Consider the following 26,545-nt stretch of genomic DNA (forward strand, 5'->3'; position numbering starts at 1 on the left):
ATTATCGTGGCAATGGCGACAAAGCCAACAGGCACTTCCCAGGGGAGCAACGCATGACAAACACCGCCATGACGGCCGCGGCTGTCGCGGTCAACCGGTTCGGGCTGGGCGCGCGCCCGGACGAGCCGCTGCCAGCCGATCCGCGTGGCTGGCTGCTGGGCCAGTTCGAGCACTACGAGGCCAGGCCCGCGGCCTGGAGCGCGCAGCCGGGCACGGCCGCGCTGGCCGGCGAGTTTGGCGCCCAGCAGCGCGAGGTGCGCCAGGCGCAGGCCGATGCAAAGACCGCGGCGCGCCAGCAATTGCAGCGCGAGACGCGCGAGGCCTATCGCGATGCCGTCGACGCGCGCGTGACCAGTGCGCTGGTGACGCAAGCGCCGTTCGTCGAGCGGCTGGTGCATTTTTGGTCCAACCACTTTGCGGTGTCGGTGGAGAAGCCGGCCGTCGCTGCGCTGGCCGGCGCCTTCGAGGCCGAGGCGATCCGTCCCCACGTGCTCGGACGCTTCGAGGACATGCTGGTCGCGGTGGAGCGCCATCCCGCCATGCAGGTCTTTCTGGACCAGGTCCGCTCGATCGGCCCCGACAGCATGGCCGCGCGGGTGGCCGCGCAGCGCGCACCCGAGCGCCAGCTCGGATTGAACGAAAACCTCGCGCGCGAAATCATGGAACTGCATACGCTCGGCGTGCGCAGCGGCTACCAGCAGGCCGACGTGACCGAGTTCGCGCGTGCGCTGACCGGCTGGAGCATCGGCGGCCTGGGTGCACGCGAAGACGGCGAGCCCGGGCGCTTCCAGTTCCGCGCGCGCGTGCATGAGCCTGGCACCCGCACTATCCTCGGCCGCAGCTACCCGCAGCAGGGCGAGGCGCAGGCGCTGGCCGTGCTGCATGATCTTGCGCAGAGCGAGGCCACGGCCAATCACCTGGCCACCAAGCTGGTGCGCCACTTCGTTGCCGATGCGCCGCCGCCCGCGCTGGTGGCGCGCTTGTCGCAGGCGTACCTGCGTAGCGGTGGCATGCTGCCCGAGATGTACCGCGCGCTGGTGCAGTCGCCCGAGGCCTGGGCCAGCGCGCCGGCAAAATTCAAGACGCCGTGGGAGTGGACCCTTTCGTCCTTGCGCGGGTTGGGTCTGCGCGAGGCCGGCGCACAGCACTTCGCGCCCATGCTGACCCAGCTCGGACAGCCGGTCTGGCGGCCGGGCTCGCCGGCGGGCTACGACGACATTGCCGCAAGCTGGGCCGCGCCCGATGCGCTGGTGCGCCGGGTTGAGCTGGCGCAGCGGCTGGCGGCGCGCGTCGGCGACCGGATCGACGCGCGCGAGCTCGGCCCCAAGCTGCTTGCGGGCACGTTGTCGGCACCAACCGCTGCCGCCATCGCGCGTGCCGAAAGCGCGCAGACCGCACTGGCCTTGCTGCTGGTGTCGCCCGATTTCCAACGGAGGTGATTGCCATGTTTTCCCGCCGAGATTTCCTCCGCGTGACGGGCGGCGCTGCCGCCATGCTTGCGTTGCCGCGCCTCACGCTCGCCAGCGTCGATTCCGATCGCCGCTTCGTCTTTGTCATCCAGCGCGGCGCCGCCGATGGCCTGAACACGCTCATTCCCTACGCCGATCCTGGTTACGCCCGCCTGCGTGGCGCGCTGGCCATCGACATAGCGCAAGCCACCAAGCTCGATGGCACGTTCGCGCTGCATCCCGCGCTGACGGAAACGGCGCGGATGTACACCGCCGGGCAGGCGCTGTTCGTGCAGGCAGTGGCATCGCCCTACCGCGAGCGTTCGCACTTCGACGGCCAGAATGTGCTGGAGACCGGCGGCGCCGCGCCTTACCAGGTGAAGGATGGCTGGATGAACCGGCTGGTGAGCCTGCTGCCCAAGCGGCCCGAGAATGCCATCGCCTTCGCGCCCACGGTGCCGGCGGCGCTGCGCGGGCCGGTGGAGGTCGGCTCCTATGCGCCATCGGCATTGCCGTCAGCGCCTGATGACCTGCTCGCGCGCGTCGGGCAGCTCTACGAGATGGATCCGCAGTTGCATCCGCTCTGGAGCGCGGCCATGCAGGCACGCGGGCTGGCAGGCGACGCCGGTGCGCGCCAGGACCCGGCCAGCCTTGGCCGTCTCGCCGCGGGCTTCCTGGCGCGCGCGGACGGGCCGCGCATTGCCATGATCGAGACCGGCGGCTGGGATACGCACAGTGCGCAAGCGCCACGCCTGGCGGCTCGCCTCAAGGCCCTGGACACCATGCTGGCAGCACTGCGCGACGGGCTGGGCCCGTCATGGGAGCGCACCACCGTGCTGGTGGCCACGGAGTTCGGGCGCACCGCCGCTGCCAACGGCACCGGCGGCACCGATCACGGCACCGGCGCGGCGGCGATGTTGCTGGGCGGCGGGGTCAAAGGCGGGCGCGTGCTGGCCGACTGGCCGGGGCTGGCGCAGGGATCGCTTTACCAGGGGCGCGACCTGGCGCCGACCACGGAACTGGATGGGTTGATCGCCGCGGCGGCGGCACAGAGCTTCGGGCTGGATAGCGAGCGCGTGGCGCGCACGCTGTTCGGGCGCGGGCGGGGGGGCGGGCGGGGGAGTGGGGGCGAGCAGGGGGGAATGCTGGGCGGACTGCTGCGCGCCTGAAGCACAGGGGCAGCAGTCCAGGCCCGGTGGCGTTACTTGGAGAGCAGGCGCATCGCCTGCTCCAGTCCGCCGAGCGTGACCGGAAACATGCGCGACTTCATGATCTGGTTGATCACCGTGACCGACTGCCGGTACTGCCACAGGCCTTCGGGCTCGGGGTTGAGCCAGACGAAGCGCGGGAACTGCTCGATCAGGCGGTTGAGCCATACCGCCCCGGCTTCCGGGTTGTTGTACTCCACCGAGCCCCCGGGCTGCAGGATCTCGTACGGGCTCATGGTGGCATCGCCGACAAAGATCACTTTGTAGTCCGGCGTGTACTTGTGGATCAGATCCCACGTGGCGATCTTCTCCGCATGGCGGCGGCGATTGTTCTTCCACACGTAGTCGTACACGCAGTTATGGAAGTAGTAGTACTCCAGGTGCTTGAACTCGGTCTTGGTGGCCGAGAACAATTCCTCCACGCGCTTGATGTGGTCGTCCATCGAGCCGCCGACGTCCATCAGCATCAGCACCTTGACCTTGTTGTGGCGCTCCGGGCGCAGCTTGATGTCGAGCAAGCCGGCATTGGCGGCGGTGGAGTGGATGGTGTCGTCCAGGTCCAGCTCGGTTTCCGCGCCTTCGCGCGCGAAACGGCGCAGGCGGCGCAGCGCCACCTTGATATTGCGCGTGCCGAGCTCGACCTGGTCGTCGTAGTCCTTGTAGGCGCGGGTTTCCCACACCTTGATGGCGGTGCGGTTGCCCTTGGACGGGCCGCCGATGCGGATGCCTTCCGGGTTATAGCCGCCGTGCCCGAACGGCGAGGTGCCGCCGGTGCCGATCCACTTGTTGCCGCCCTCGTGTTTTTCCTTTTGCTCGTCGAGCAGCTGCTTGAGCCGCTCCATCAGCTTGTCGAGTCCTCCCATGGCTTCGATCTTGGCTTTTTCCTCGGCCGAGAGCTCGCGCTCCAGCGTCTTTTGCAGCCAGTCCAGGGGGATGTCGGATTTCCAGTCGACCAGGCTTTCGATGCCCTTGAAGTAGGCGGCAAAGGTCTGGTCGAACTTGTCGAAGTGCTTCTCGTCCTTGACCAGCGTCATGCGCGACAAGTAGTAGAACTCGTCGATCGACGGCGTGATCACCTCGGCCTTGAGCGCTTCCAGCATGGTCAGGTATTCCTTGACCGAGACGGGCAGCTTGGCGTGGCGCAGCGAGAAGAAGAAATCGATCAGCATGGTGGGCTCGCTTAGAGTTTCCCGCAGCGGGTGCGGCGGTTTGCGTGCCGGTTCACGAGGCGCGCCCCGGCAGGTCCAGGCGGTATTGCAAGTGGCGTTTCACCGTCGGCCATTCGCTGGCGATGATGGAGAACACCACGGTGTCGCGCAGCGAACCGTCGGGCATGCGCTGGTGGTTGCGCAGCACGCCGTCCTGCTTGGCGCCAAGCCGGGCGATGGCGGTGCGGCTCTGGTGGTTCATCCAGTGCGTGCGGAACTCCACGGCGATGCATGCCAGCTGCTCGAACGCGTGCGAGAGCAGCATCAGCTTGCATTCGGTGTTCACGGCGCTGCGCTGCACGCGCTGCGCATGCCAGGTATGGCCGATCTCCAGGCGCCGGTTGGCACTGTCGACATTGAAGTAACGCGTCGCGCCCACCACCGCGCCCGGCACGCCGTCGCGGACCTCGCGGATCACGAACGGCATCGCGCCCTGCTGCTCGCGCATCTGCAGCGCGGTGTCGGTCCACGCGCGCACCTGGTCCGGCGCCGGCACCGAGGTGTACCAGAGCTTCCACAGCTCACCGTCGGCGACGGCGGCCTGCACCTCGGCCTCATGCTCCGGGCGCAGCGGCTCAAGCAGGGCGTGCTGGCCGCGCAGGGTGACGGGTTCGATGAAGCGTGCCATGGCGCGGCGCTCAGCGGTTGGCGCGGTTCATGAAGACGAGGCGCTCGAACAGGTGCACGTCCTGCTCGTTCTTCAGCAGCGCGCCGTGCAGCGGCGGGATCGCGGCCTTCTTGTCCGGGCTCTTGAGCGCTTCGGGCGGGATGTCCTCGGCCATCAGCAGCTTGAGCCAGTCGATCAGTTCCGACGTCGAGGGCTTCTTCTTCAGGCCCGGCAGGTTGCGCATCTCGTAGAACGATTCGAGCGCAGCGGCTACCAGTTCGCGCTTGATGCCGGGATAGTGCACGTCGACGATGCGCTGCATGGTCTCGGCGTCGGGGAACTTGATGTAGTGGAAGAAGCAGCGGCGCAGGAAGGCGTCGGGCAGCTCCTTCTCGTTGTTCGAGGTGATGATCACCAGCGGGCGGTGGCGCGCCTTGACCAGCTCGCGCGTCTCGTACACATAGAACTCCATGCGGTCGATTTCACGCAGCAGGTCGTTCGGGAATTCGATGTCGGCCTTGTCGATCTCGTCGATCAGCAGCACCACTTGCTGGTCGGCCTCGAAGGCCTGCCAAAGCACGCCCTTGATGATGTAGTTGCGGATGTCGTGGACGCGGTCGTCGCCGAGCTGCGAATCGCGCAGGCGCGACACCGCGTCGTATTCATACAGGCCCTGCTGCGCCTTGGTGGTGGACTTGATGTGCCACTGCAGCAGGGGCATGCCGAGCGCCGCGGCCACCTCCTCGGCCAGCATGGTCTTGCCGGTGCCGGGCTCGCCCTTGATCAGGAGCGGGCGCTGCAGGGCGCGGGCGGCATTGACGGCCAGCTTGAGGTCATCGGTGGCGACGTATTGCTGCGTGCCTTCGAAACGGTTTTGCTGGTTCTGGCTGGCGTTGGTGGTGTTGGACATGGGGCAACCTGAAGGGGTTTGTGCGTGTCGGAATTGGCCAGTATAAAAGAGCTTTTCGGTTCGCGTGCGGCTCGCCGTGCCATGCTGGACTGCCACGTGCAGCGTGCTGTACAATGCGGCGGTTTGACGCGCCCCCCACGTCCAAGACTCCACCCCCCTCGCTTCGTCCGCCTTGTCAATCCCGCGGTCCTTGCCGGGAGGCGGCGATGACAAGAGATGGTTACAGAATGAGGCGGAGACAACGCCGGGATGCACTGGCAGCGCTTACCATGGCGCCCGGGTATCCGGCCTACGCTGGCAGCACCGCATCTACCCGCGGGCAGATGCGGTCCGGCCGGACGCATTCTGAAGCCATTTCCGACCGGTTGGGCAGGTCACGCAGGGTTTAACACTTCCAATCAGCTACGACAATGAAAAAGCTCCTCACGATGGTGGTGCTGGGCGCGGCCGCAACGGCTGCGCAAGCCCAGGAAGTCAAGGGCAATGTGGACGCCGCCAAAAACAAGGTCGCGATGTGTATTGGTTGCCATGGGATTCCCGGCTATCGCGCCTCCTTCCCCGAGGTGTACCAGGTGCCCCTGCTCGGCGGCCAGAACGCCAAGTACATCGAGAATGCGCTCAAGGAATACCAGAAGGGCGACCGCAAGCACCCGACCATGCGTGGCATTGCCGCGACCCTGACCGACCAGGACATCGCCGACGTGGCTGCCTACTACGCGCAGCAGTCTTCCAGCACGCAAAACAACACCCAGAAGTAAGAGGACCCACCCATGAATACGCTTAAGACGCTTTCGCTCGCGATCGGCGCACTCGTGCTGGGCGCCTCGGCCATCACCGCCTCGGCTGCCGACCTCGCGCACGGCAAGGCGCTGGTGGAGAAGGGCAACTGCGCGGCCTGCCACGGCGCCGGCTTGAATGCCCCGATCACCCCGGATTACCCGAAGCTGGCCGGCCAGCATGCCGACTACCTGTACCACGCGCTGGCTGCCTACCAGATCACCACCAACCCGCAGGTGGGCCGCTCCAACGCCATCATGGCTGGCCAGGTCAACGCCAACCCCGGCGTGACGGGCAAGGATGGCAAGCCGCGTCCCTTCACCCGGGATGAGCTGAAGGATATCGCCGCCTACATTGAGTCGCTGCCGGGCGGCCTGGTGCTGAAGAAGTAAGCCAACTGGCGCCGGCGCCCACGCCGTGCGGGTCCGGAGCAAGAAAAAGCCGCTGGTTCCAGCGGCTTTTTCTTTGCCCGCGCGCCCGGTGCGCAAGCGCCACGGGCCGCGTCAGGCGGCTCAGTTGCCGGTGCCCTTGGCCAGGCGGCGTGCCTTGACGGCGCTGGCCAGGGTTTCGAGCACCTTTACCGAATCGTCCCATCCGATGCAGGCATCGGTCACCGACTGGCCGTAGGTGAGGTCTTCCACCGGCGTGCCCTGGGCGTGGTCCTGGCGGCCGCCCACCAGGTGGGATTCCACCATCACGCCGACGATGCGCTCGTCGCCCGCGGCCATCTGGCGGCCGATGTCCTCGCAGACCGGGATCTGGTTCTCGTGCTTCTTGCTGCTGTTGGCGTGGGAGGCATCGATCATCAGGCGCGCGGCCAGGCCGGCCTTGGAGATCGCTTCGCAGGCTTCCTGCACGCTGGCGGCATCGTAGTTGGGCGTCTTGCCGCCGCGCAGGATGATGTGGCAATCCTCATTGCCCGAGGTCGACACGATGGCGGAGTGCCCGCCCTTGGTCACCGACAGGAAATGGTGAGGCTGCGAGGCGGCCTTGATCGCATCGACAGCGATCTTGACGTTGCCATCGGTGCCGTTCTTGAATCCGACCGGGCACGACAGTCCGGAGGCGAGTTCCCGGTGCACCTGGCTTTCCGTGGTGCGCGCGCCGATGGCGCCCCAGCTGACCAGGTCGGCGATGTATTGCGGGCTGATCATGTCGAGGTACTCGGTGCCGGTCGGCACGCCCAGCTCGCTGATGTTCAGCAGCAGTTCACGCGCGGTGCGCAAGCCGTCGTTGATCTTGAAGCTGCCGTCCATGTGCGGGTCGTTGATCAGCCCCTTCCAGCCCACGGTGGTGCGCGGCTTTTCGAAATACACCCGCATCACGACTTCCAGTTCCCCGGCGAAACGGTCGCGCTGGACCTTGAGCAGCTTGGCGTACTCGAGCGCGGCGCGGGTGTCGTGGATGGAGCAGGGGCCGATGATCACGATCAGGCGGTCATCCATGCCGTGCAGGATCCGGTGCATGGACTGGCGCGCGCCGTAGATCACGTCGGACGCCTTTTCGGAGCAGCCGAACTCGCGGATCAGGTGCGCCGGGGGCAACAATTCCTTGAGTTCGCGAATACGCAGGTCGTCGGTGTTCTTCAGCATGATGGCTCCGGATTTTGTAGGGTCGTGTGTTTGGGGTGTCTGGGCTAGAGCTGGGTGCGGGCCGGTATAAAAAAAGCCGCCAGGTTCGCTGGCGGCTTTTTTTGAATTCTGGAGGCACTTACGATCGTCCCTCTCCATCCGCCAGCGGTGCGAGATCGCTAAAAAAGTAAAAATAAAACTTAGCGGACATGGATGGGGTGCGGCTCAAATGGCGTCGGTTACTTGCGGCAACGCGTCACGAGATGGCAGAAAATTGCGCTGGCCTTGCCGATTCTGCCGGCGGAGGCTGTTGACCATCGGGTAACGAAGCATCTTTATAGCGCGTTTTAAGGGGCTTGGCAAGCGTCCGACATTGGCCCGGCCACAATTTCCGTCCGTCCCATGGCGGGTCCCGGATCCAGTTCCAGGCCACGCATCACGGCGGCGGTGCGGTTCTCCACGCCCAGCTTCACGTACACATGCTGGAGGTGTTTTTGCACCGTGCGGGCGCTGATGCCGAGCATGCCCGCGATTTCACGGTCCGTCTTGCCGTGCGCCAGCCAGCGCAGCACCTGCTGCTCGCGCGCGGTCAGCCTGGCGAGCATGGAGAGCGCCTGGTCATCCTGGCAGCGGCTGGATGTGAGCATTGCGGCGGCTTTGGGCTGCGCGCCGGTACGCAATGCTGCGTATTGGCGCCTTCCCGTGCGTGAACCAACATGAATGAGGCCAGTATAGGCGTCGCCAGCGCGTACCGCAGTGCGGCGGCGGCACCTGCACCGGTTTGCCCGGGGGAAGACAGGCGAACGCGGCGTGCCGGGCAGCTCAGGCACGCGGGGCTGAGGGGGAGGGAAACATCATGGCGATCGATGAGGGGAGGCTAAACGCCTTCATGGGGCAGTTCGTCCAGGATCTGGGCGCGGTGATGCATGCTGCCACCATCGTGGTCGGCGATACGCTTGGCCTTTACAAAGCCTTGGCCGAGAAACCGATGACAGTGCAGGTGCTGGCCGAGAAAACCCATACCGATGAGCGCTATCTGCTCGAGTGGCTGTCCGCGCAGGCGGCCAGCGGTTATGTCGCGTATGACCCGGCCACCGGTCTGTTCAGCCTGACCGAGGAGCAGGCCTTCGCGCTGGCCCAGGAGGGCAGCCCCGCCTTTATTCCAGGCGCCTTCCAGATCGCGGTCGCGCAGTTCAAGGCGATTCCCAAGATCGTGGATGCCTTTCGCAACGGACGCGGGCTGGGCTGGCATGAACACGATCCGTCGCTGTTTCACGGCACCGAGCGGTTTTTCCGCCCGGGCTATGCGGCGCACCTGACGGCGGAATGGATTCCCGCGCTGGAGGATGTGCAGGCCAAGTTGCAGGCTGGCGCTCGCGTGGCCGACGTGGGCTGCGGGCATGGCGCCTCCACCATCATCATGGCGCAGGCGTATCCGGCATCGGAGTTCTACGGCTTTGACTACCACGAGCCGTCGATCCGCCTTGCCACCGAGGCGGCGGCGCGCGCCGGCGTGCAGGGCCGCGTGCATTTCGAGGTGGCAAAAGCCAAGGAGTATGGCGGCAAGGATTACGACCTGGTGGCCGTGTTCGACTGCCTGCACGATATGGGCGATCCGGCCGGCGCCGCCGCGCATGTGCGCGAGACCTTGCGCCCGGACGGCACCTGGATGATCGTCGAGCCTTTCGCCAACGACCGGCTCGAAGACAACCTGAACCCGGTCGGGCGGGTGTTTTACTCGGCCTCGACCTTCATCTGCACGCCAGCGTCGCGCTCGCAGGAGGTGGGGCTGTGCCTGGGCGCCCAGTCGGGCGAGGCACGCATGCGCTCGGTGGTGCAGCAAGGCGGTTTTTCGCGTTTTCGCCGGGCGGCGCAAACACCGTTCAACCTGATCTACGAGGCGCGGCCCTGAACGGCAAGGGACCGCGCCCGGCCTGCCCGGCCAGCGGGACGGCAATCAGGCCGTGCCGCCCACCGTCATGTTCTCGATGCGCAGGGTCGGCTGGCCCACGCCCACCGGCACGCTCTGGCCTTCCTTGCCGCACACGCCCACGCCCGAGTCCAGGCGCATGTCGTTGCCGATCATGGTGACGTCCTTGAGCGATTCCGGCCCGTTGCCGACCAGCGTGGCGCCCTTGACCGGGGCGGTGATCTTGCCGTCCTCGATCAGGTAGGCCTCGCTGGCGGAGAACACGAACTTGCCGTTGGTGATGTCAACCTGGCCGCCGCCGAAGTTGACCGCGTAGAGGCCGCGCTTGACGCTGGCGATGATCTCCTGCGGGTCGCGGTTGCCGTTGAGCATGTAGGTGTTGGTCATGCGCGGCATCGGCAGCGCGGCGTAGCTCTCGCGGCGCGCGTTGCCGGTTACCGGCATCTTCATCAGGCGCGCGTTGAGCGTGTCCTGGATATAGCCCTTGAGGATGCCGTCCTCGATCAGTGTGGTGCACTGGGTCGGGTTGCCCTCGTCGTCAAGGTTGAGCGAGCCGCGGCGGTTGGCCAGCGTGCCGTCGTCCACCACCGTCACGCCTTTGGCCGCCACGCGCTCGCCCATGCGGCCGGCGAAGGCCGACGAGCCTTTGCGGTTGAAGTCGCCCTCCAGGCCATGGCCGATGGCCTCGTGCAGTAGCACGCCGGGCCAGCCCGGGCCGAGCACGACGGTCATGGCACCGGCCGGGGCCGGACGCGCCTCCAGGTTGACGAGCGCCGAGGCCACGGCCTCGTCCACGTACTGGCGCAGCAGCTCATCGGTGAAATAGCCGTAGGCATAGCGCCCGCCGCCGCCGGAGGAGCCGATCTCGCGGCGCCCGTTCTGCTCGGCGATCACCGTGACGGAGACCCGCACCAGCGGGCGCACGTCGGCGGCGATGACGCCGTCGCTGCGCGCCACCAGCACCACGTCGTATTCACCGGCCAGGCCAGCCATCACCTGCACCACGCGCGGGTCCTTGGCGCGGGCCATGCGTTCCACGCGCTCGAGCAGCGCCACCTTTTCGGCGGCGTCCATCGAGTCCAGCGGGTCATTGGGCGAGTACAGGTTGCGCCCGCCTTGTGAGGCCATCTTGCTCGCCACCTTGACGCGGCCGCTGCCGGCGCGGCCGATGGTGCGGGTCGCGGCGCCGGCCTTGAGCAAGGCGTCCAGGCTGATGTCGTCAGAGTAGGCAAAGGCGGTCTTGTCGCCGGACACGGCGCGCACGCCAACGCCCTGGTCGATGCTGAAGCTGCCCGACTTGACGATGCCTTCTTCCAGGCTCCACGCCTCGTTGCGGGTGTATTGGAAGTAGAGGTCGGCGTAATCGACCTTATGCGTGAAGATGTCCGCGAGCACGCGCTGCAGGTTGGTTTCGTCCAGGCCGTAGGGCGCCAGCAGCAGTTGCTGGGCGGTGGCGAGGTTGCGGATTCCGAGGTCGCCGGCGTTCATGGTTGTCCTTTATCGTCGTGCCGCGGTGGCGAAATGGCGCCGCCGCGTAAAAATCTGGGATGCTGGCGATTCCGGGGAATCGGCCAGGTCATTGCTTGTACATGCTACAGCACCCGATGGCGCAGCGCAGGCAGGTTCTGACGCACCTCGTCCAGGCGCGCGGGGTCGATCAGCCCGCTCACCACGCCTTCGCCTTCCGGCAGCACCGCCATCACCTCGCCCCAGGGGTCGATCAGCATCGAGTGGCCCCAGGTGCGCCGTCCGTTCTCGTGCTTCCCGCCCTGTGCGGCGGCCAGCACATAGCACTGGTTTTCGATGGCGCGGGCGCGCAGCAGGATCTCCCAGTGCGCCTGGCCGGTGGTGTAGGTGAAGGCGGCCGGCATCAGAATCAAGCTGGTGCTGCCGCCCGCCGCGAGCTGTCGGTAGAGTTCCGGAAAGCGCAGGTCGTAGCAGACCGACATGGCGACCCGCCCACAGGGTGCTTCGAAGCTGACCGGAGTCTGGCCGGCCAGGATGGTACGCGATTCGTCGTAGCTTTCGCTGCCGCGGGTGAAGCCGAACAGGTGGATCTTGTCGTAGCGCGCCACCCGTTCGCCGCGCGGGTCGTAGGCGAGCGACGTGTTGTAGACGCGGGCCTCGTCCTCGCACCACAAGGGCAGGGTGCCGCCGACCAGCCAGATCCGGTGGCGCCGCGCGGCATCGGCCAGGAATGACTGGATCGGCCCGTCGCCGTCGCGCTCGCGGATGGCGACCTTGTCGCCTTCGCGCAGGCCCATCATGCAGAAGTACTCCGGCAGCAGCACCAGCTCGGCGCCGCCCTTGGCGGCCTGCGCGATCAGCGCGTCGGCGCGGGCCACGTTGGCCTCGGGCGAAACACCGCTGACGGTCTGGATGGCAGCGACGCGAAAAGGGGGCGCGCCGTGGGCCGCGCTGGGTGTTGACGCGGAGGCGTTTGCGGTCATGAAGCGGTTTCCTTGGCTTGCGGCGGCTGCGCGGCGGGGCTCGCACGGCTGGGCCAGTCGCTACGGTGATGGCGCCGGGTAGACACGATTGAACAAACCCTGCACGGGCGGCGCATCGGTCTTATTCTCCCCCACTTTGATGATCTGCGGGTTCGCCCAGCCACCGCTGATATGGAAGCGGCTGCTGAAGGCCTTGGAGAATTCGTCAGCGAACAGCAGCTGCGCCGCCAGTGTGCCGATGCCGAGCGCGGGATTGATGAACGCCGCCGCCACCGAGGCGGAAGTGGCGTTGATGCGGGGCACTACCGTCACGTCCAGGTCCTGCGTTTCGCGCGGGATGTTCGCGCTGCCAGTCATCGAGGCGCGCAGCTGTCCGCCCTTGAGCGCGAAGTCCTTGGTGCTGGCCACGCCGTTCTCGATCGTGCCGATGCCGGTGATCTCGTCGAACACCATGCCCTGGCCCGCCACGCCGCGGAAGTCGAAGGTGGCCAGCCGCATCAGGCCTTGCAGGCTGAGCACGCCCAGCAGCTTGGCCGCGCCCGGGTCCACGCTGAGGATCTGGCCATTCTCCAGTTGCAGCTTCATCCGGCCCGACAAGGTAGGGTAGTCGATCGACAGCGGCGAGCCGCGCCATCCGACTCGCCCTTCGAAGGTGCCGTGGCCATCAGCCAGCATGTGGGGCAGGCCCATACGTTCGAGCACCTGGCCGCCGTTGCGCACGTCGAGCTTGAAGTCGAGCAGCGTGCGGCGCTCGGCGGCAGCGCCTTCGCGCACCCGGCGCGGCAAGCGCCAGCTGCCGCTGCCGGTAAATGTCGCGCCCGGTTGCTCGATGACCAGGCGGTCCAGCGTCCATACGGGCTCGCCGCCGTCTTCGCTGGAGCGCGCCTTGACCTCCAGCTTGCCGAAGTCACGGCCATGCAGTTCGAACCGATCGGCGACCAGGTCCAGCGCGGGCAGGTCGCTGGTGCTGCCGTCGAGCGGATCGCCGGCGCTGGCGGCGTCGCCCGTGTCGGGAATGCTCAGGTGCGACAGGCGCAGCGTGAGCGCGCCTGCGGGGGTGGCGGCCTCGCTGCGCCAGCGCAGGTTCCCCGCCACCTGGCGGGACTCGATCTGCATGCCCCAGCCAGCGCTTTCGCGGGTGGCCTCGAGCACGACATCGTCAAACTCGCGGCCAAAGGCGTGCAGCGTGCGCGTGCGCGCTGCAATGTGTTCCGGCAGGTAGGCTGACACCGGTTCGGCATGGCCTGCACTGGCCTTGCCGGCTTCTACCAGCAGGGCGCGCCACGCGTCCAGGTCGAAGCGGCTTGCCGTGAGCGCCGCGGTGACGCCGCTGGCGGGCTGCGGCGCTGGCTGCTCGATGCCGATCCCGCCGGCCTGCACCTCCACCGCGTCGCCATTGCGGCGCAGCAGGTAGCGTGCATTGAGCACGTTGCCATATTGCACCAGCATCTCCTCGCTGCCGGCGCGGGCGGCGGCCGGGCGCAGCTCAAAGCGCATTGGTACGGCTTGCGCCGCGCTCTTGGCCATGGGTGCGGGCAGGTTCACCGCCAGCCCGGCCAGTTCCGATGCGACCGTGATCTGGGGCTGGTGATCGCGCACGCCGATCACGGCGCTGTAGGCGGTGCTGCCTTCCAGCTTCTGTACCAGCCAGGCCGCCGGCGAGGCGCCAAGCGCCTCGCGGATGCCCTGGGCGGTGAGGTTGCCACCGGCATTGACCCGGATCGTGCCGTCGGGCTGGCTGCCCCCGCCGGCGCGAATCTCGCCGCCCAGGAAGCGGGCGCGCAGGTCGTTGAGCTGGAAGCCGTGCTCATTGAATGCGACGACGCCGGTGGTGCCGGCCAGCACGGGCAATTGCGGGATCAGCACCACGTCGTTGCCGGGCAGCCGGAACTGGCCGTCGACCTTGGTCGCATGCGCCTCGGTCAGGGGCAGGTCAAGCTTGAGCCTAAGCTCGCCGTTGCCCTGGGCGCGCATATCCGTCAGCACCTGGCCGGTCCAGTCGCGCACCGGGCTGGCGGCGACGAAGCGCAGGAAGCCTGCCATCGACCCGTTGGCGCTGCCGTCCAGCACCAGGCGGCCATGCTCGCCGAGGTCTGCGATGCGGCCATTGACGTCCTGCAGCGTGACGCCGGCGGCGCCTTGCACGCCAGCACGCTGCGCGAGGAACGACAGGCCGCCGCGCTCGAACAGCAAGTGGCCGCTGATGTCGGTGAAGTTCGGCCAGGCCTTGCCGTCATTGCTGGCGCTGGCGACGCTGCCCGCCGGCGCGCTCACATGGGGCGCGATCTGGTAGCTGACATGCTGGATCGGCACTTCGACCCGAAAATCGCCGGCGCCCTCGAACGGGCTGTGGAAGGGAAAGTGCTCCAGGTCGCCCTTGAGCAGGAACCTGACGTCGCTGGCTTCGCCGCCTACCAGGGCGCCAGCCAGGTACTGGCGCGTGGAGGCGGGTATGCCCATGGGCAGGTAGCGCGGCACACGGCTGACCTGGGCGCGGGTCAGCTCGCCGGTCAGGTCGGCAATGCCGCCGTGCCCGTCGCCACCGGCATGCCATGTGCCGCGTACGCTGCCGGCGGTATCCGCGTTGGCGAACTGCACGCCGTCGGTGCGCACCGCCAGCTTGCCGTTGTCGTTGGTCCAGCGCACTTCGCCGTTGATCTGGTCGAACGACAGGCGCGGATCCTCGAACATGCCCGGCAGCATCAGCGCGGCATTGTTGCCTTCAAAACGGGCGCTGCCCTGGCGCTCGTCGAAACTGAAGCTGCCGGAGATCCGCGAAAAGCCCGGCACACCCAGGTGGGGCTTGCCATTCGCGCCGACGGGCGGGTTGGCGGGCTGGCCAAGCACCGAGACGCTGCGCAGCGTGCCCTGCACGTTGAAGTGGCGCTGGCCATCGCGGCGGCTCAGAATGCCCTGGCGATCCCGGGTCCAGTTTACGTCCAGGTTGTCGACATGGCCGGAGGGCTGGAGCGCACGCAACTGGCGCGACAAGGCGGTGTCGAGCGGCAGCGAGGTGGCCAGCGCGCGCACGGTGTTCAGGTCGAAGGTGGGTGCCTTGAGCGTGAACTTGCGCAATGCGCCCTTGTTGTCGGTGGCCCAGCCGACCACTACCTTGCGCATGCCTTCGCGCCAGGCGCCTTCGCCGCTGGCCAGGCCGGCGGCCGCGCTGGCGGCGCCGGGGGAGGCCGCGGCGGCGGAAGCCGCCTGCGCTTGCCGTGCCGGTGGCACGGCCGGCCCTTCGGCCGGCTCGGGCTGCCACAGCAGGGTGTCGATGGTGAGGATGTGGTCGCGGTCGCGCCCCGCGCGGTGCAGGACAAAGGCCTGGGCACTGGCGAGCTTGAGCGCTTCGGGCGCGCCGGAGAGCTTCAGGTCCACGCTGCTGGCGCGCAGCCGGGCCTGGCTGCGGGTGATCTGGCCGCCGCGAAACTCGATGGTGCCGTCGGTGCTGAAGGTGCCGCGCGTGACCCGGTCGAAGACCGCGAGATAGCGCTGCAGCACCGGGAGTTCCAGCCGGCCAAGGTCCCAGCTGGCCTGCCCGTACCAGTTGTGCCAGTCGCCGGTGCGGTGCAGGTATTCATGGCGGAAGTCCGCCTGTACCACCAGCGGGCGTGGCGCAAGCGTGGCCGACTGCGCTTCGAGCTTGAACGTGTGGCGCGAGCCGTGGCGCTGCACGCTGAGCTGGATATCGCCCACGTCCAGTTGCGGCAGTTTGTTCTTGTCGTCGAGCCAGCGCAGCTTGCCGTCGGTGAGCTCGACCTTGCCCTGGGCCAGCAGCCAGTCGAACAGCCGGTTGTCCTGCGGCTGGGCGCCGGTGGTATCCACGGCCATGCCGGCCACCTTGAGCTTGCCGTCGGCGGAGCGGCGGATCAGCAGGTCGGTCCGGCTGGCGGAGATGCGCTGGAACAGCACGTCCATGCTGAACAGCGAGCGCCATGACAGCTTGCCGTCAAGCTCGCCCGCGGCCAGCAGCACGCGCTGCTCGGCATCGACGGCCTTGACGTCACGGGCATGGAAAGCGGGGTGCCAGCCATCCCAGTAGGTATCCAGCTGGCCGATGCTCAGTTGGGCCGCGAGCGCCACCGAGCCGCGCTGCTCGAGCCAGGTGCGCGCGGCGGAGGCCTGCGGCCAGAGCACGAAGCGGATCAGGAGCCCGGCGAGCAGCGCCAGCAGCACCAGCGCCAGGGCCAGGCGCACCAGCACCCGTCCCAGGCCGCGCCAGACGGGATGGCGCAAGCCTGCGAGCAGGGCGCGGCCGCAAGCACGCGCAAACGCAAGCGCGCGCAGGCTGCCTTGCAGCGATGGGGGGGAGCCTGCACCGGCGGCCCCTTCGAGTGCCGGCGTGCCGCCGGCGGCGGCGGCGGAGGGATCGGCAGGTGGGGTGGCGCGGCTGGACATGCGCAGATTATCCGACAATACTAGGCGCTCTCCAATTCGGTGCCTGACCGGCCGTGCATAACGCGCGCGCCGGCCAAGGGCCGGCTCACGCGCTACCAAGTAACAGGAATGACTTCCACTGATCCGACGAGTTCCGCAGCCGCGCCCGAGACCGCTGCAACCGATGGCGCTGCCGGCGAACGTGCGCCCGGCAACACTTCCGGCGCGGCCAGGCAGGCCGTGGCCGACATGGCCACCGGCCCGTTCGCGGTGGTGGCCGCCGTTGAACTCGTGCCGGTCGATTGCGCCGGCATGGCATTGTACTCGCCCGCCTATTCCCATTACACCCGCCGCATGGTGCAGGCCCGTCCCGAGCTGGCCGAAATCGTCGCGCAAGCACGCGACCAGCCGCTCACGCGCGCCTGGATGGCGGCACGGCTCAAGGTCCTGCATGAGCCGTCGGCCGATGTGGACGACGCCATCAAGCGCGCGCTGCGCCGCTTGCGCGCAGAAGTGATGTGCGTGGTGATCGAGCGCGATCTGCGCGGGCAGTCGACGCTGGGCGAAGTCACCGGCGCGATGACGGATCTGGCCGAGCTCGGCATCCAGTATGGCCTGGCCATGCTGGAAGCGGACCTTGCCCCGACCTACGGCCGTCCGGTCGGGGAGAGCAGCGGGGAAGTCCAGGAGCTGGTGGTGGTTGGCATGGGCAAGCTGGGTGGCCGCGAGCTCAATGTGTCGTCCGACATCGACCTGATCTTCCTGTACGACGAAGACGGCGACACGCGTGGCGGGCAACGCAGCCTGTCCAATCACGAGTACTTCATCCGCCTGGGACGGCGCCTGATCAACCTGCTGGCCGACGTGACCGCAGACGGCTACGTGTTCCGCGTCGACATGCGCCTGCGCCCCAATGGCGACGCCGGGCCGCTGGCCTGCAGCTTCGGCATGCTGGAGCAATACCTGATGGTGCAGGGGCGCGAGTGGGAGCGCTACGCCTGGATCAAGGGCAGGGTGGTATCGGCGCTGGATACCCCGCACGCGCAGCGTACCGCCGCGCAACTGGCCAGCCTGACCACGCCCTTCGTCTTTCGCCGCTACCTCGACTACGGCGTGATTGCGGCGATCCGCTCGCTGCATGCGCAGATCCGCGCCGAGGCGGCCAAGCGCAGCGGCGGGCTGGCGGCGCCAGGCGGCGGCCAGCGCGTCAACCAGCGTGCCTTCAATATCAAGCTCGGCCGCGGCGGCATCCGCGAGATCGAGTTCATGGCCCAGGTCTTCCAGCTGATCCGCGGCGGCCAGGACCCGGCGCTGCGCATCCGGCCCACCCTGGAGGTGTTGGCGGTGGCAGTGGAGCATGGGCTGTTGCCCGCGGGCCAGGCCGAGCAACTGGCGCACGCCTACCGCTTCCTGCGCCAGCTCGAGCATCGCCTGCAGTATCGCGACGATGCCCAGACGCACCACCTGCCAACCTCGGAAGAGGAGCAGCTGGCGGTGGCGAAGATGATGGGCTGCGCCGACTGGCCGGCCCTGCTCGAGCGGCTGGCATCGCTGCAGGATCCGGTGGCGCAACAGTTCGAGGCCACCTTCTCGGACCCCGATGAAGCGCACGCGCCGTGCGAGGCGTTGTGGCCGGCGTTGATCCAGGAAGAACAGGATGAGCCGCCGTGCGAACGCTTGGCCTCAGCCGGCTTCAGTGATTGCGCCGGGCTGCTCGACCGCCTGCGCGCCATTGGTGGCTCGCTGCGTTACCGCGCGCTGTCCGAGCCCAGCCGGGTGCGCTTTGACCTGCTGGTCAACCGCGCGCTTGACCTGGCCTCGCGCCAGGAAGATGCCGACCGCACCATCGCCCGCTTTGTCGATTTCCTGGATGCCATCAGCCGCCGTGCGTCCTACCTTTCGCTGCTTTCCGAGTACCCGCAGGCGATGGCGCGCGTGGCCGACACGCTGCACGCGTCAAGCTGGGCCGCCGCCTATCTGACCCGCCACCCGCAACTGCTTGACGAACTGCTCGATAGCGATGCCCTGGCGGGCGCGCCCGACTGGGCCGGCTTTCGCAGCCGCCTGGCCACGCGCCTCGACGCGGCCGACGGGCAGATCGAAGCGCAGATGGACATCCTGCGCCGCGAGCACCACGCCGAGACGTTCCGCATCCTGTTGCAGGACCTGCAAGGCATGCTGACCGTGGAGCAGATCGCCGACCGGCTGTCGGACCTGGCCGACGCCATGCTCGAGGTGACCCTGCAGGCCGTCTGGCGCCAGCTGGCGACCCGGCATGCCGAGCAGCCGCGCTTTGCCGTGATCGCTTACGGCAAGCTGGGCGGCAAGGAGCTGGGCTATGCCTCCGACCTCGACATCATCTTCCTCTACGAGGACGAGCACGAGCGCGCGCCTGATGTCTATGCCGCCTACGCGCGCCGCCTGATCACCTGGCTGACCAGCCATACCGCCGCCGGCACGCTGTTCGATGTCGACACGCGCCTGCGCCCCAACGGCGAGGCCGGGCTGCTGGTGACCAGCTTCGAGGGCTTTCGCCGCTACCAGCAGCGCGAGGGTGACAACACCGCGTGGGTGTGGGAGCACCAGGCCCTTACCCGCGCGCGTTTTTGCGCGGGCGACCCCGGGATCGGCGCGCATTTCGAGAGCCTGCGCGACGAGATCCTGCGCCAGCCACGCGACGCCGCCACGCTGCGCGGCGAGATCGTCGTCATGCGCCACAAGGTGGCCGAGGGCCATCCCAACCCAAGCGGGTTGTTCGACCTCAAGCATGATCGCGGCGGCATGGTCGACATCGAGTTCACGGTGCAATACCTTGTGCTGCTGCACAGCCACGATCATCCCGCGCTCACGCGCAATGCCGGCAATATCGCGCTGCTGCGCACGGCCGGTGAAATCGGCCTGATCGATGCCACGCTGGCGCGCGAAGTGGGCGACGCCTATCGCCTGTTCCGTGCCCGCCAGCACCAGCTGCGCCTGGACGGGCAGGTCCACGCACGGGTTGCGCCGGCCGTGGTGGCGCAGCAGGCGGAACACGTGCGCACCCTCTGGCAAGCAGTGTTCGGCGAGCCGGTTGCCGCCGGCGGCAAATGAACGTGCAGGCGGCTGGCGCGGCGCGCCGGCCGGGATGGCCGGGCGTGCTGGCCGTACTGGCGCTCACGGCCGCCCTGGGTGCCGCTTTTACCTTCATTCCGTGGCTGCGCGCGCACGGGCTCTATCTGCGCGATGCGGTCATGGGCCACGGCGTGGCGGGCCAGTGGTGGCGCCTGCTGACCGCAATGTGGGTCCACCTTGGCTGGCAGCACTGGCTGGCGGACCTGCTGGCCGCTGCGGGCCTGTTCCTGCTGATTGGCCGCGAGGCGCGCGCCGGCGCGATGTTGGCGGTCCTGTTCGCCTGCGGCGTTGCGGTGCAACTGGCGTTATGCCGGGTGCCGTCGGTGGGCTGGTACGGCGGATTGTCCGGTGCGTTGCACGGGTTGGCCCTGTGGGGCGGGCTGCGGCTGCTCTATGGCGGCGGCGTGTCGCGCGTGCTCGGCGTGGCGCTCTGCCTTGGCGTGTTGGTCAAGACCTGGCTTGAGCAGTCATGGCTCGCGCCCGTGGTGTTCGACGCGCAGTGGGGGTTCGGGGTCGTGCGCATCTCGCACGCGGCCGGCGCGTTGGCCGGCCTGGGGCTATGGCTGGTGCAGGAGTGGTGGCAGCGCCGGCGGGGCGGGCCACCGGCATAGGCGCGCTGGCAAGGGGCGCCGCCGGCGCAGGCCGGACGGTGCCCCGCGTTCGCCGCGAATTCAGCGCGGTTTCAGCGCGACCGCGCCGGGCGCCGGCGGCGCCCGGCCCAGTTCAGCAGCAAGCCAAGCGCGCCCAGCCCGAGCGCGAGCGGCCAGGAAATCGCGCCGCCGCCGCCCGAGGAGGTGGCTGGCGCAGCGGGCGCGGGCGCCGGCTGGACCACCTGCGTGCCGGCCGCCACGGCAGCATTGGCATCGAGCAGGCCCGCGCCGCAGATGCCGGCATTGGCTGCGGCCGTGCAATAGGTGCCGGCCGGGTGGGGCCGCGCCGAACTCTTCAAGGTGGCAAGCACCTGGGCGGGCGTGAGCGCCGGGTTGGCGGCGAGCATCAACGACACCACGCCCGACACCAGCGGCGCGGCAAAGCTGGTGCCTTGCGAATTGATGACGTTGTAGTTGCCAAGCGAGGTGGTGCCGTCATTGGACAGGGTCCGGATGAACGATTCCGCCACCGAGCATTTGCCGCCCGATACCTTGGAGTTGCCGCAGCCGCCGCCCGGCGCGCTTAGCGCAACCTGTGGCCCCACGTTGGCATAGCTGGCGTTCTCGCCGTCGTTGGCATGTGCCGTTACGGCGACCACGCCGGCGCAGTCGGCAGGCGCCTCGACCGCGCCGGCGCTGTTGCCCGTGGCGGCGACCACCACCACGCCATTCGCGGCGAGGTCGGTCACGGCTTGCTGCTCGATGCTGGAGCAGGTCCCGCCGCCCAGGCTCACGTTGATCACGCGCGCCGGGGTGGGGTTGGCCGGCGCGTTGGGTACGGAGAGGCCGCCAGCCCAGCGCATGCCATCCACGGTGTCCGAGAGCAGCGCGCCGCAGCGGCCGGAGACGCGCACCGGCTGGATGCGGGCGTTCCAGTCCACACCGGCGATGTTCACCCCGTTATTGGTGAGCGCGCCAAGCGTGCCTGCCACGCGGGTGCCGTGCCAGCTATTGTTGGTTGCGGTCGTGGTCGGCGTGGTGGTGCCCGGGCAGGTGAAGCCCGCCGGCACGCCGTCGCCGGCGTCGGTGGCATCCGCATCCCGTCCATCGCCGTCGTTGGCGATGGACGGATCGGTAATGAAGTCATAGCCGGGCACAATGCGGCCGGCGAGATCGGGGTGCGGCAGGTAGCCGGTATCGAGCACGGCGATCACCAGGCTGCTGCTGCCGCGCGTGCGGTCCCATGCGGGTGGCAGGTTCACGCCGCCCACCACCTGTGCGGGGGTACCGAGGTAGGGCTGGTTGAGCGCGAACTCGGGATCGTTGGGGATGGTGTCGTGCAGCCGCAGCCAGCGGTCCGGCACCACTTCCGCGATCCGCGGATCCTGGCGCAGCCGGGCGGCGGTGCCTTCCGGGTCGGCGGCATCGCTGCCGGAGACGCTCAGCAGTTGCAAGCTGCCGCCCATCTGGCGCTTGACCGAGAGCGCCACGCCGGTGCTCTGGCGCACGCTCAGCATACGCTCGGGCAGGCCGCTGGCAGCGGCGCTGTCGCTCGCGCTGGTGGCGTTCGTGCCGGCGATTGTGCTTGTGCTGCCGTCGCGCCAGCGCACGATGAAGTTGCCGGTGTAGCGCGGCGCGGGGCGCGCGGCGGGGTCGGGGGCTGCGCTGGCCGCGGCCGGCACGCCCAGCCAGAGGGCGGCGCCAAGCGCCAGCAGCAGGGCGGCATGGGATGCCACGCGCCGCGTTTCGCCAGATCGAAATCGAAGCTGTTCCTGCATGTCTACGTTCTCCCGTTGAGCCCGCTTCGGACCGACCGCGGTTACAGCATTCAATCTTCAGTCTTCAACCTTCAACGTCCAAGCCATGCATTCCGACGACAGGAACCGGGCCGCCGCCGGACTCAGCTCGCCGGCATGTCGCGGCCGACGGGCTGGGTGCGGTTCGGCTTGAGCACGCGATCAGGTTCGGCCAGCTCGATGCGAGGGGTGCCGCGCAGCGTGGCAAGCGCCTGGTCGATCGTGGCATCGGCCGACGCGGAGATCGCGGTGACCAGCCACACGCCGCCCGACATGGGCCGCTTGACGACGAAGCGGATCGGCCCGGCAATCGACGCCAGCAAGCGATCGGCGTCTTCGGACACGGTGACGGGCGGCGCGGAGAACCGCACCATGATATCGCCTACGGTGCGATCGGCGCTGATGCTGTTGAGCGGTGGCGCAGACGGGCGCTGTTGCGCCTGGCAGGCGGTCAGCGCCAGCAAGGCCAGCAGGCCGCAGGCGGCGGTAATCCGCAGTGGGCGGGCCAGTGAGCGGGAGTGCGGCTGTTTGCCGAGTGACATGGGGAAACTCCTGAAAGGTTACGGGCCAGAGGCAGAGGGCGCAGGCTGTCAGCCTGCGCTGCGCCGCGAGCGGCGCGCCTCCCGGGCCGTGCCGGTGGTGCCGCGCAGGCCTTGCGCGAGCATCTCCTCGGCGTGTTGCACCGTGGTCGCCGTCACGGTGGTCCCGCCCAGCATGCGTGCGGTTTCGACCACGCGGCCGGCGGCGTCGAGGCCGCGGATGCGCGAGCGGGTGACCGAGCCTGTGCCGTCGCGCTGGCTGGTCTCCTTGCTGACCAGCAGGTGGGCGCCGGCCTGGGCCGCCACCTGCGGCAGGTGGGTCACGCACAACACCTGGCGGGCGCGGCCGAGTTCCTGCAGGCGGCGGCCCACCACCTCGGCCACCGCGCCGCCGATGCCGGTGTCGACTTCGTCGAAGATCAGGGTGGGGGTGGGCGCGGCCTCGCTGGTAATGACGGAAATCGCCAGGCTGATCCGGGCCAGCTCGCCGCCCGACGCCACTTTGGCCAAGGGGCGCGCGCTGACGCCGGCATGGCCTGCCACCAGGAACTCGACTTGTTCCAGACCGTGGCTCTGCCCTTCGTCCAGCGGGTGCAGCGCCACCGCGAAACTGCCGCCCGCCATGGACAGGCCCTGCATGGCATCCGTCACGGCGGCCGACAGGCTCTCGGCCGCCACCTTGCGGGCAGCGCCGAGATGCTGGGCGATGGTGAGGTAGGCGGCGCGGGCCGCGGCCTCGCGCGCCATCGCCTTGTTCAGGTCCTGGGCGGACTGGAGATCGTCCAGTTGCTGGCGGCGCGCCATCAGTTCGTCCGGCAACTGCTCCGGCGGCATCCGGTACTTGCGCGCGGTGGTGTGCAGCGCCTGCATGCGCGCCTCCACCACCTGCAAGCGTTCGGGGTCCAGGTCGATCCGGTCGACGTAGCGGTTGAGCGAGTGCGCGGCCTCCTCGACTTGGACCAGCGCCGGGTCCAGCGCCGCCAGTACGTCGCCCAGCGCGGGGTCGACGTCAGCCATCTGCCGCAGGCGCTGCACCACGCTGTTCAGCCCGGACAGCACCGAGCCATCGGCCTCGGACAGCGCCTCGAGCGCGGCGCGGCTGCCCTCGATCAGCCCGGCGGCATGCGACAGCCGGTTGTATTCGGCCTGGATGTCTTCCCATTCGCCAGGTTGCGGCGCCAGCTTCTCGAGCTCGCCGACCTGCCATTCGAGCCGCTCGCGTTCCAGCTGCATCTCGCGCGAGCGGTGCTCGACGGTTTCGCGCTGGCGCACGCACGCACGCCACGAGCGCCAGGCTTCGGCCACCGCGCCGGCCTGCGCGGTGAGGCCGGCATGGGCATCGAGCAGCAAGCGCTGGGCATCCGGGCGCAGCAGTAGCTGATGGGCATGCTGGCCGTGGATATCGACCAGGCGGTCGCCGATGTCGCGCAACTGGCCCAGCGTGGCGGCGGCGCCATTGATAAAGGCCTTGCCGCGCCCGCTGGCGTCGACCGTGCGGCGCAGCAGCACCGTGCCTTCGTCGCCAGTGAGATCGTGTTCGGCCAGCCAGGCGTCGAGCCCGGCCGGGGTGGAAAAGGTGGCGCTGATGCTGGCCCGGGAGGCGCCTTCGCGGACCACGCCGGCGTCGGCGCGCTCACCCAGCACCAGCGCCAGCGCATCGATCAGGATCGACTTGCCGGCGCCGGTCTCGCCGGTGAAGACGGTGAAGCCCGGGGAGAAGTCGAGGTCGAGGGTATCGACAATGACGAAATCGCGGATGGACAGGCTGCGCAGCATCGTGGTCGACGGGTCGGGGCTGGGTGATGTCAGGGGACGGATCTGGTCCGGATCGGTGCGGGCCGGGGCGGATCAGAGCCGGTTGTCTTCGCTCGGGTACTCATGCCAGTGCAGCTTCTTGCGCAGCGTGGCGTAATAGTTGTAGCCGATCGGGTGCAGCAGGTTGACGGTCTTGGCCGAGCGCCGCACCACGATGCGGTCGCCGGGCAGGAGCGAGGTCAGCGACTGCATGTCGAAGTTCACGCTGGCGTCACGCGCCGTGGCGACCTCGATCGACACTTCGGCGTCGTGCGGCAGCACGATCGGGCGGTTGGACAGCGCATGCGGGGCAATCGGCACCAGCACCAGGCCCGACAGGGTCGGGTGCAGGATCGGGCCGCCTGCCGACAGCGCATAGGCGGTCGAGCCGGTCGGCGTGGAGACGATCAGGCCATCGGAGCGCTGGTTGTACATGAAGTGGCCGTCCACCGACACCGCCAGCTCGACCATGCCTGAAATGCCGGAACGGTTGACCACGACGTCGTTAAAGGCCAGCGCGGAGAAGATCACACCATCGTCGCGCACCACCTTGGACTCCAGCAGCATGCGGGTCTCGGACTCGTAGCGGCCCGCCAGCATGTCGGGCAGCACCGAATGCACGTCCTGCAACGGGATATCGGTCATGAAGCCAAGGCGCCCGTGGTTCACGCCGATCAGCGGCACCGGGTAGCCGGCCAGCTGGCGCGCCAGGCCCAGCAGGGTGCCGTCGCCGCCGAGCACCACCGCCACATCGGCATGCTTGCCGATCTCGTCGGGCGCCAGCGCCGGATAGTCGGTCAGCCCGGTGGCCAGGGCAGTGTCTCGCTCGAACACCACATCCTGGCCGTTCCTGAGGATACAGGCGGCCAGCTCTTCCAGCGGGCCCTCGATGCCGGCTGTGGCGTACCTGCCGATCAGGGCGACGGTGCGAAATGGGGCGCGCGCGGCGCCGGGCTTGGGGAGCGAAGACATGCCGGGATTAGACCATACCGCCGTGACCATTGTCAGCAGGAGGGCGCTCGGCGCCGGGCCGGATCGGCGATGAGCCGCCCGAATAGTGAAAACTTGCGTAAAATCAGGAGCATCATGGATGAACGTGCGAAAACGCTTCTCAAAACCCTCATCGAGCGCTACATCGCCGAGGGGCAGCCCGTGGGCTCGCGGACCTTGTCGAAGTACTCGGGTCTCGACCTGTCTCCGGCCACCATCCGCAATGTGATGTCCGACCTGGAGGAAATGGGGTTCATTGCCAGCCCGCATACCTCGGCCGGGCGTATCCCCACGCCGCGCGGCTACCGGCTGTTCGTGGACACCATGCTGACCGCCCAGCCCCTGGATGGCGCGCTCAACCTGGCCGAGCTGACCGGCAAGATCCGGGGCCAGCTGCACGGCCAGCAGCTCGGGCCGCAGCGGATGATCACGTCGGCGGCGCACACCTTGTCCAACCTGTCGCAGTTCGCCGGCGTGGTGATGACCCCCAGGCGCGCCCAGGCGTTCCGCCAGGTCGAATTCATGCGGCTTTCGGACAAGCGCATCCTGCTGATTATCGTTACCCCCGAGGGCGACGTGCAGAACCGCATCATCCAGACCGAGCTGCCGTATTCCCCGTCGCAACTGGTCGAAGCCGCCAATTTCATCAACTCGCACTTTGCCGGCATGAGCTTTGACAATGTGCGCGACCACCTGCGCGGCGAGCTGCAGGCGCTGCGCATGGATATGTCGCAGCTGATGCAGGCCGCAGTGGAGGCGGGGAGCAATGCCATGGCCGAGGGGGAAGACGACCACGTCTTCATCTCGGGCGAGCGCAAGCTGCTGGAGGTGGAAGACCTGTCCTCCAGCATGGAAAAGCTGCGCCGCCTGTTCGACGTGTTCGAGCACAAGACCGGCCTGCTCAAGCTGCTCGATGTCTCCAGCCACGCCCAGGGCGTGCAGATCTTCATCGGCGGCGAGAGCAAGCTGGTGCCGCTCGAAGACATGGCGGTCATCACCGCGCCCTACGAAGTCGACGGCCAGATCGTCGGCACGCTCGGGGTGATCGGGCCGACCCGCATGGCCTACGAGCGGGTGATCCCGATCGTCGACATCACCGCGCGCCTGTTGTCCAGCGCGCTCAGCCAGAACTAGTGTTGGCCCGGCCCGGTCTCACAAACTGCCTGTCCCTCCCCCTCATCCTGTAAGCTCGGCGAGACTTGGCGGTGCGCACGCCCTGTGCCCGCACCGCCCCGCCACACC

At 68.3% G+C, this 26,545-nt stretch carries 20 protein-coding genes; 8 read left to right on the top strand and 12 right to left on the bottom strand.

Going from position 1 to position 26,545, the window contains the following annotated elements; translation table 11 throughout:
* Positions 1–53 precede the first annotated feature (53 nt).
* Complete coding sequence (locus RR42_RS05825; protein WP_043351454.1) at positions 54–1,439, top strand: DUF1800 domain-containing protein; 1,386 nt, start codon at positions 54–56, stop codon at positions 1,437–1,439.
* Positions 1,440–1,444: 5 nt separating this feature from the next.
* Positions 1,445–2,617 (top strand): DUF1501 domain-containing protein, encoded by a 1,173-nt coding sequence (locus RR42_RS05830; RefSeq protein ID WP_082054980.1) that lies wholly within the window; start codon positions 1,445–1,447, stop codon positions 2,615–2,617.
* A gap of 32 nt (positions 2,618–2,649) precedes the next feature.
* Here RR42_RS05830 and RR42_RS05835 read toward each other — a convergent pair whose 3' ends face one another.
* The 3 genes from RR42_RS05835 to RR42_RS05845 are packed head-to-tail and all read right to left on the bottom strand — an operon-like array spanning position 2,650 to position 5,381.
* Entirely contained in the window at positions 2,650–3,825 is a 1,176-nt protein-coding gene (locus tag RR42_RS05835) for a vWA domain-containing protein (protein ID WP_043344830.1), read from the bottom strand.
* A gap of 52 nt (positions 3,826–3,877) precedes the next feature.
* Positions 3,878–4,492, bottom strand: a complete 615-nt coding sequence (locus RR42_RS05840) for a GNAT family N-acetyltransferase (protein WP_043344833.1) — start codon at positions 4,490–4,492, stop codon at positions 3,878–3,880.
* Positions 4,493–4,502: 10 nt separating this feature from the next.
* On the bottom strand, positions 4,503–5,381 hold the full coding sequence (locus RR42_RS05845) for an AAA family ATPase (protein WP_043344836.1): 879 nt from the start codon (positions 5,379–5,381) through the stop codon (positions 4,503–4,505).
* Between the two features lie 410 nt (positions 5,382–5,791).
* Between RR42_RS05845 and RR42_RS05850 the strand changes: the two genes are divergently transcribed.
* The gene (locus RR42_RS05850; protein WP_043344837.1) at positions 5,792–6,139 is read left to right on the top strand and encodes a c-type cytochrome; all 348 of its coding nucleotides are present in this window, start codon (positions 5,792–5,794) and stop codon (positions 6,137–6,139) included.
* Positions 6,140–6,151: 12 nt separating this feature from the next.
* Positions 6,152–6,550 (top strand): c-type cytochrome, encoded by a 399-nt coding sequence (locus RR42_RS05855; protein ID WP_006156769.1) that lies wholly within the window; start codon positions 6,152–6,154, stop codon positions 6,548–6,550.
* 120 nt (positions 6,551–6,670) lie between these two features.
* Here RR42_RS05855 and aroG read toward each other — a convergent pair whose 3' ends face one another.
* Both aroG and RR42_RS37590 read right to left on the bottom strand, forming a co-directional pair.
* Positions 6,671–7,750: a 3-deoxy-7-phosphoheptulonate synthase AroG gene (aroG, locus tag RR42_RS05860; protein ID WP_043344840.1), complete on the bottom strand. Its 1,080-nt coding sequence runs from the start codon at positions 7,748–7,750 to the stop codon at positions 6,671–6,673.
* Between the two features lie 326 nt (positions 7,751–8,076).
* Entirely contained in the window at positions 8,077–8,376 is a 300-nt protein-coding gene (locus RR42_RS37590; protein ID WP_082054981.1) for a helix-turn-helix domain-containing protein, read from the bottom strand.
* 209 nt (positions 8,377–8,585) lie between these two features.
* Here RR42_RS37590 and RR42_RS05870 point away from each other — a divergent pair, with 209 nt between their 5' ends.
* A complete protein-coding gene (locus RR42_RS05870) occupies positions 8,586–9,641 on the top strand; it encodes a class I SAM-dependent methyltransferase (protein WP_043344842.1) in 1,056 nt (351 codons plus the stop codon).
* Between the two features lie 45 nt (positions 9,642–9,686).
* On the opposite strand, the gene tldD is transcribed toward RR42_RS05870, so the two are convergent.
* From tldD to RR42_RS05885, 3 genes are all read right to left on the bottom strand, one after another.
* On the bottom strand, positions 9,687–11,147 hold the full coding sequence (gene tldD, locus RR42_RS05875; RefSeq protein WP_043344843.1) for a metalloprotease TldD: 1,461 nt from the start codon (positions 11,145–11,147) through the stop codon (positions 9,687–9,689).
* Positions 11,148–11,251: 104 nt separating this feature from the next.
* Positions 11,252–12,109, bottom strand: coding sequence for a carbon-nitrogen hydrolase family protein (locus RR42_RS05880; protein WP_043344845.1), 858 nt, complete (start codon positions 12,107–12,109; stop codon positions 11,252–11,254).
* A 60-nt stretch (positions 12,110–12,169) separates the two neighbouring features.
* Positions 12,170–16,504 carry a YhdP family protein gene (locus RR42_RS05885; RefSeq protein ID WP_082054809.1) on the bottom strand — a complete coding sequence of 1,445 codons (4,335 nt, stop codon included), beginning with the start codon at positions 16,502–16,504 and terminating at the stop codon, positions 12,170–12,172.
* Positions 16,505–16,732: 228 nt separating this feature from the next.
* Between RR42_RS05885 and glnE the strand changes: the two genes are divergently transcribed.
* Together glnE and rrtA are read left to right on the top strand one after the other, a co-directional pair.
* Positions 16,733–19,573 (top strand): bifunctional [glutamate--ammonia ligase]-adenylyl-L-tyrosine phosphorylase/[glutamate--ammonia-ligase] adenylyltransferase, encoded by a 2,841-nt coding sequence (glnE, locus tag RR42_RS05890; RefSeq protein ID WP_419188879.1) that lies wholly within the window; start codon positions 16,733–16,735, stop codon positions 19,571–19,573.
* Positions 19,570–20,205 (top strand): rhombosortase, encoded by a 636-nt coding sequence (rrtA, locus tag RR42_RS05895; RefSeq protein ID WP_043344850.1) that lies wholly within the window; start codon positions 19,570–19,572, stop codon positions 20,203–20,205. Before glnE ends, rrtA begins: the two co-directional genes overlap by 4 nt.
* A gap of 71 nt (positions 20,206–20,276) precedes the next feature.
* Here rrtA and RR42_RS05900 read toward each other — a convergent pair whose 3' ends face one another.
* From RR42_RS05900 to RR42_RS05915, 4 genes are all read right to left on the bottom strand, one after another.
* Positions 20,277–21,962: a S8 family peptidase gene (locus tag RR42_RS05900; RefSeq protein ID WP_043344851.1), complete on the bottom strand. Its 1,686-nt coding sequence runs from the start codon at positions 21,960–21,962 to the stop codon at positions 20,277–20,279.
* A gap of 122 nt (positions 21,963–22,084) precedes the next feature.
* Complete coding sequence (locus tag RR42_RS05905) at positions 22,085–22,522, bottom strand: hypothetical protein (RefSeq protein WP_144409745.1); 438 nt, start codon at positions 22,520–22,522, stop codon at positions 22,085–22,087.
* Positions 22,523–22,570: 48 nt separating this feature from the next.
* The gene (recN, locus tag RR42_RS05910) at positions 22,571–24,295 is read right to left on the bottom strand and encodes a DNA repair protein RecN (RefSeq protein ID WP_043344853.1); all 1,725 of its coding nucleotides are present in this window, start codon (positions 24,293–24,295) and stop codon (positions 22,571–22,573) included.
* A 72-nt stretch (positions 24,296–24,367) separates the two neighbouring features.
* Positions 24,368–25,285, bottom strand: coding sequence for an NAD kinase (locus RR42_RS05915; protein ID WP_043344855.1), 918 nt, complete (start codon positions 25,283–25,285; stop codon positions 24,368–24,370).
* A 114-nt stretch (positions 25,286–25,399) separates the two neighbouring features.
* Between RR42_RS05915 and hrcA the strand changes: the two genes are divergently transcribed.
* Positions 25,400–26,437, top strand: a complete 1,038-nt coding sequence (hrcA, locus tag RR42_RS05920) for a heat-inducible transcriptional repressor HrcA (protein ID WP_043344856.1) — start codon at positions 25,400–25,402, stop codon at positions 26,435–26,437.
* Positions 26,438–26,545 lie beyond the last annotated feature (108 nt).

It is taken from the genome of Cupriavidus basilensis (genome assembly GCF_000832305.1).
In the GTDB taxonomy this organism is placed as follows: domain Bacteria; phylum Pseudomonadota; class Gammaproteobacteria; order Burkholderiales; family Burkholderiaceae; genus Cupriavidus; species Cupriavidus basilensis_F.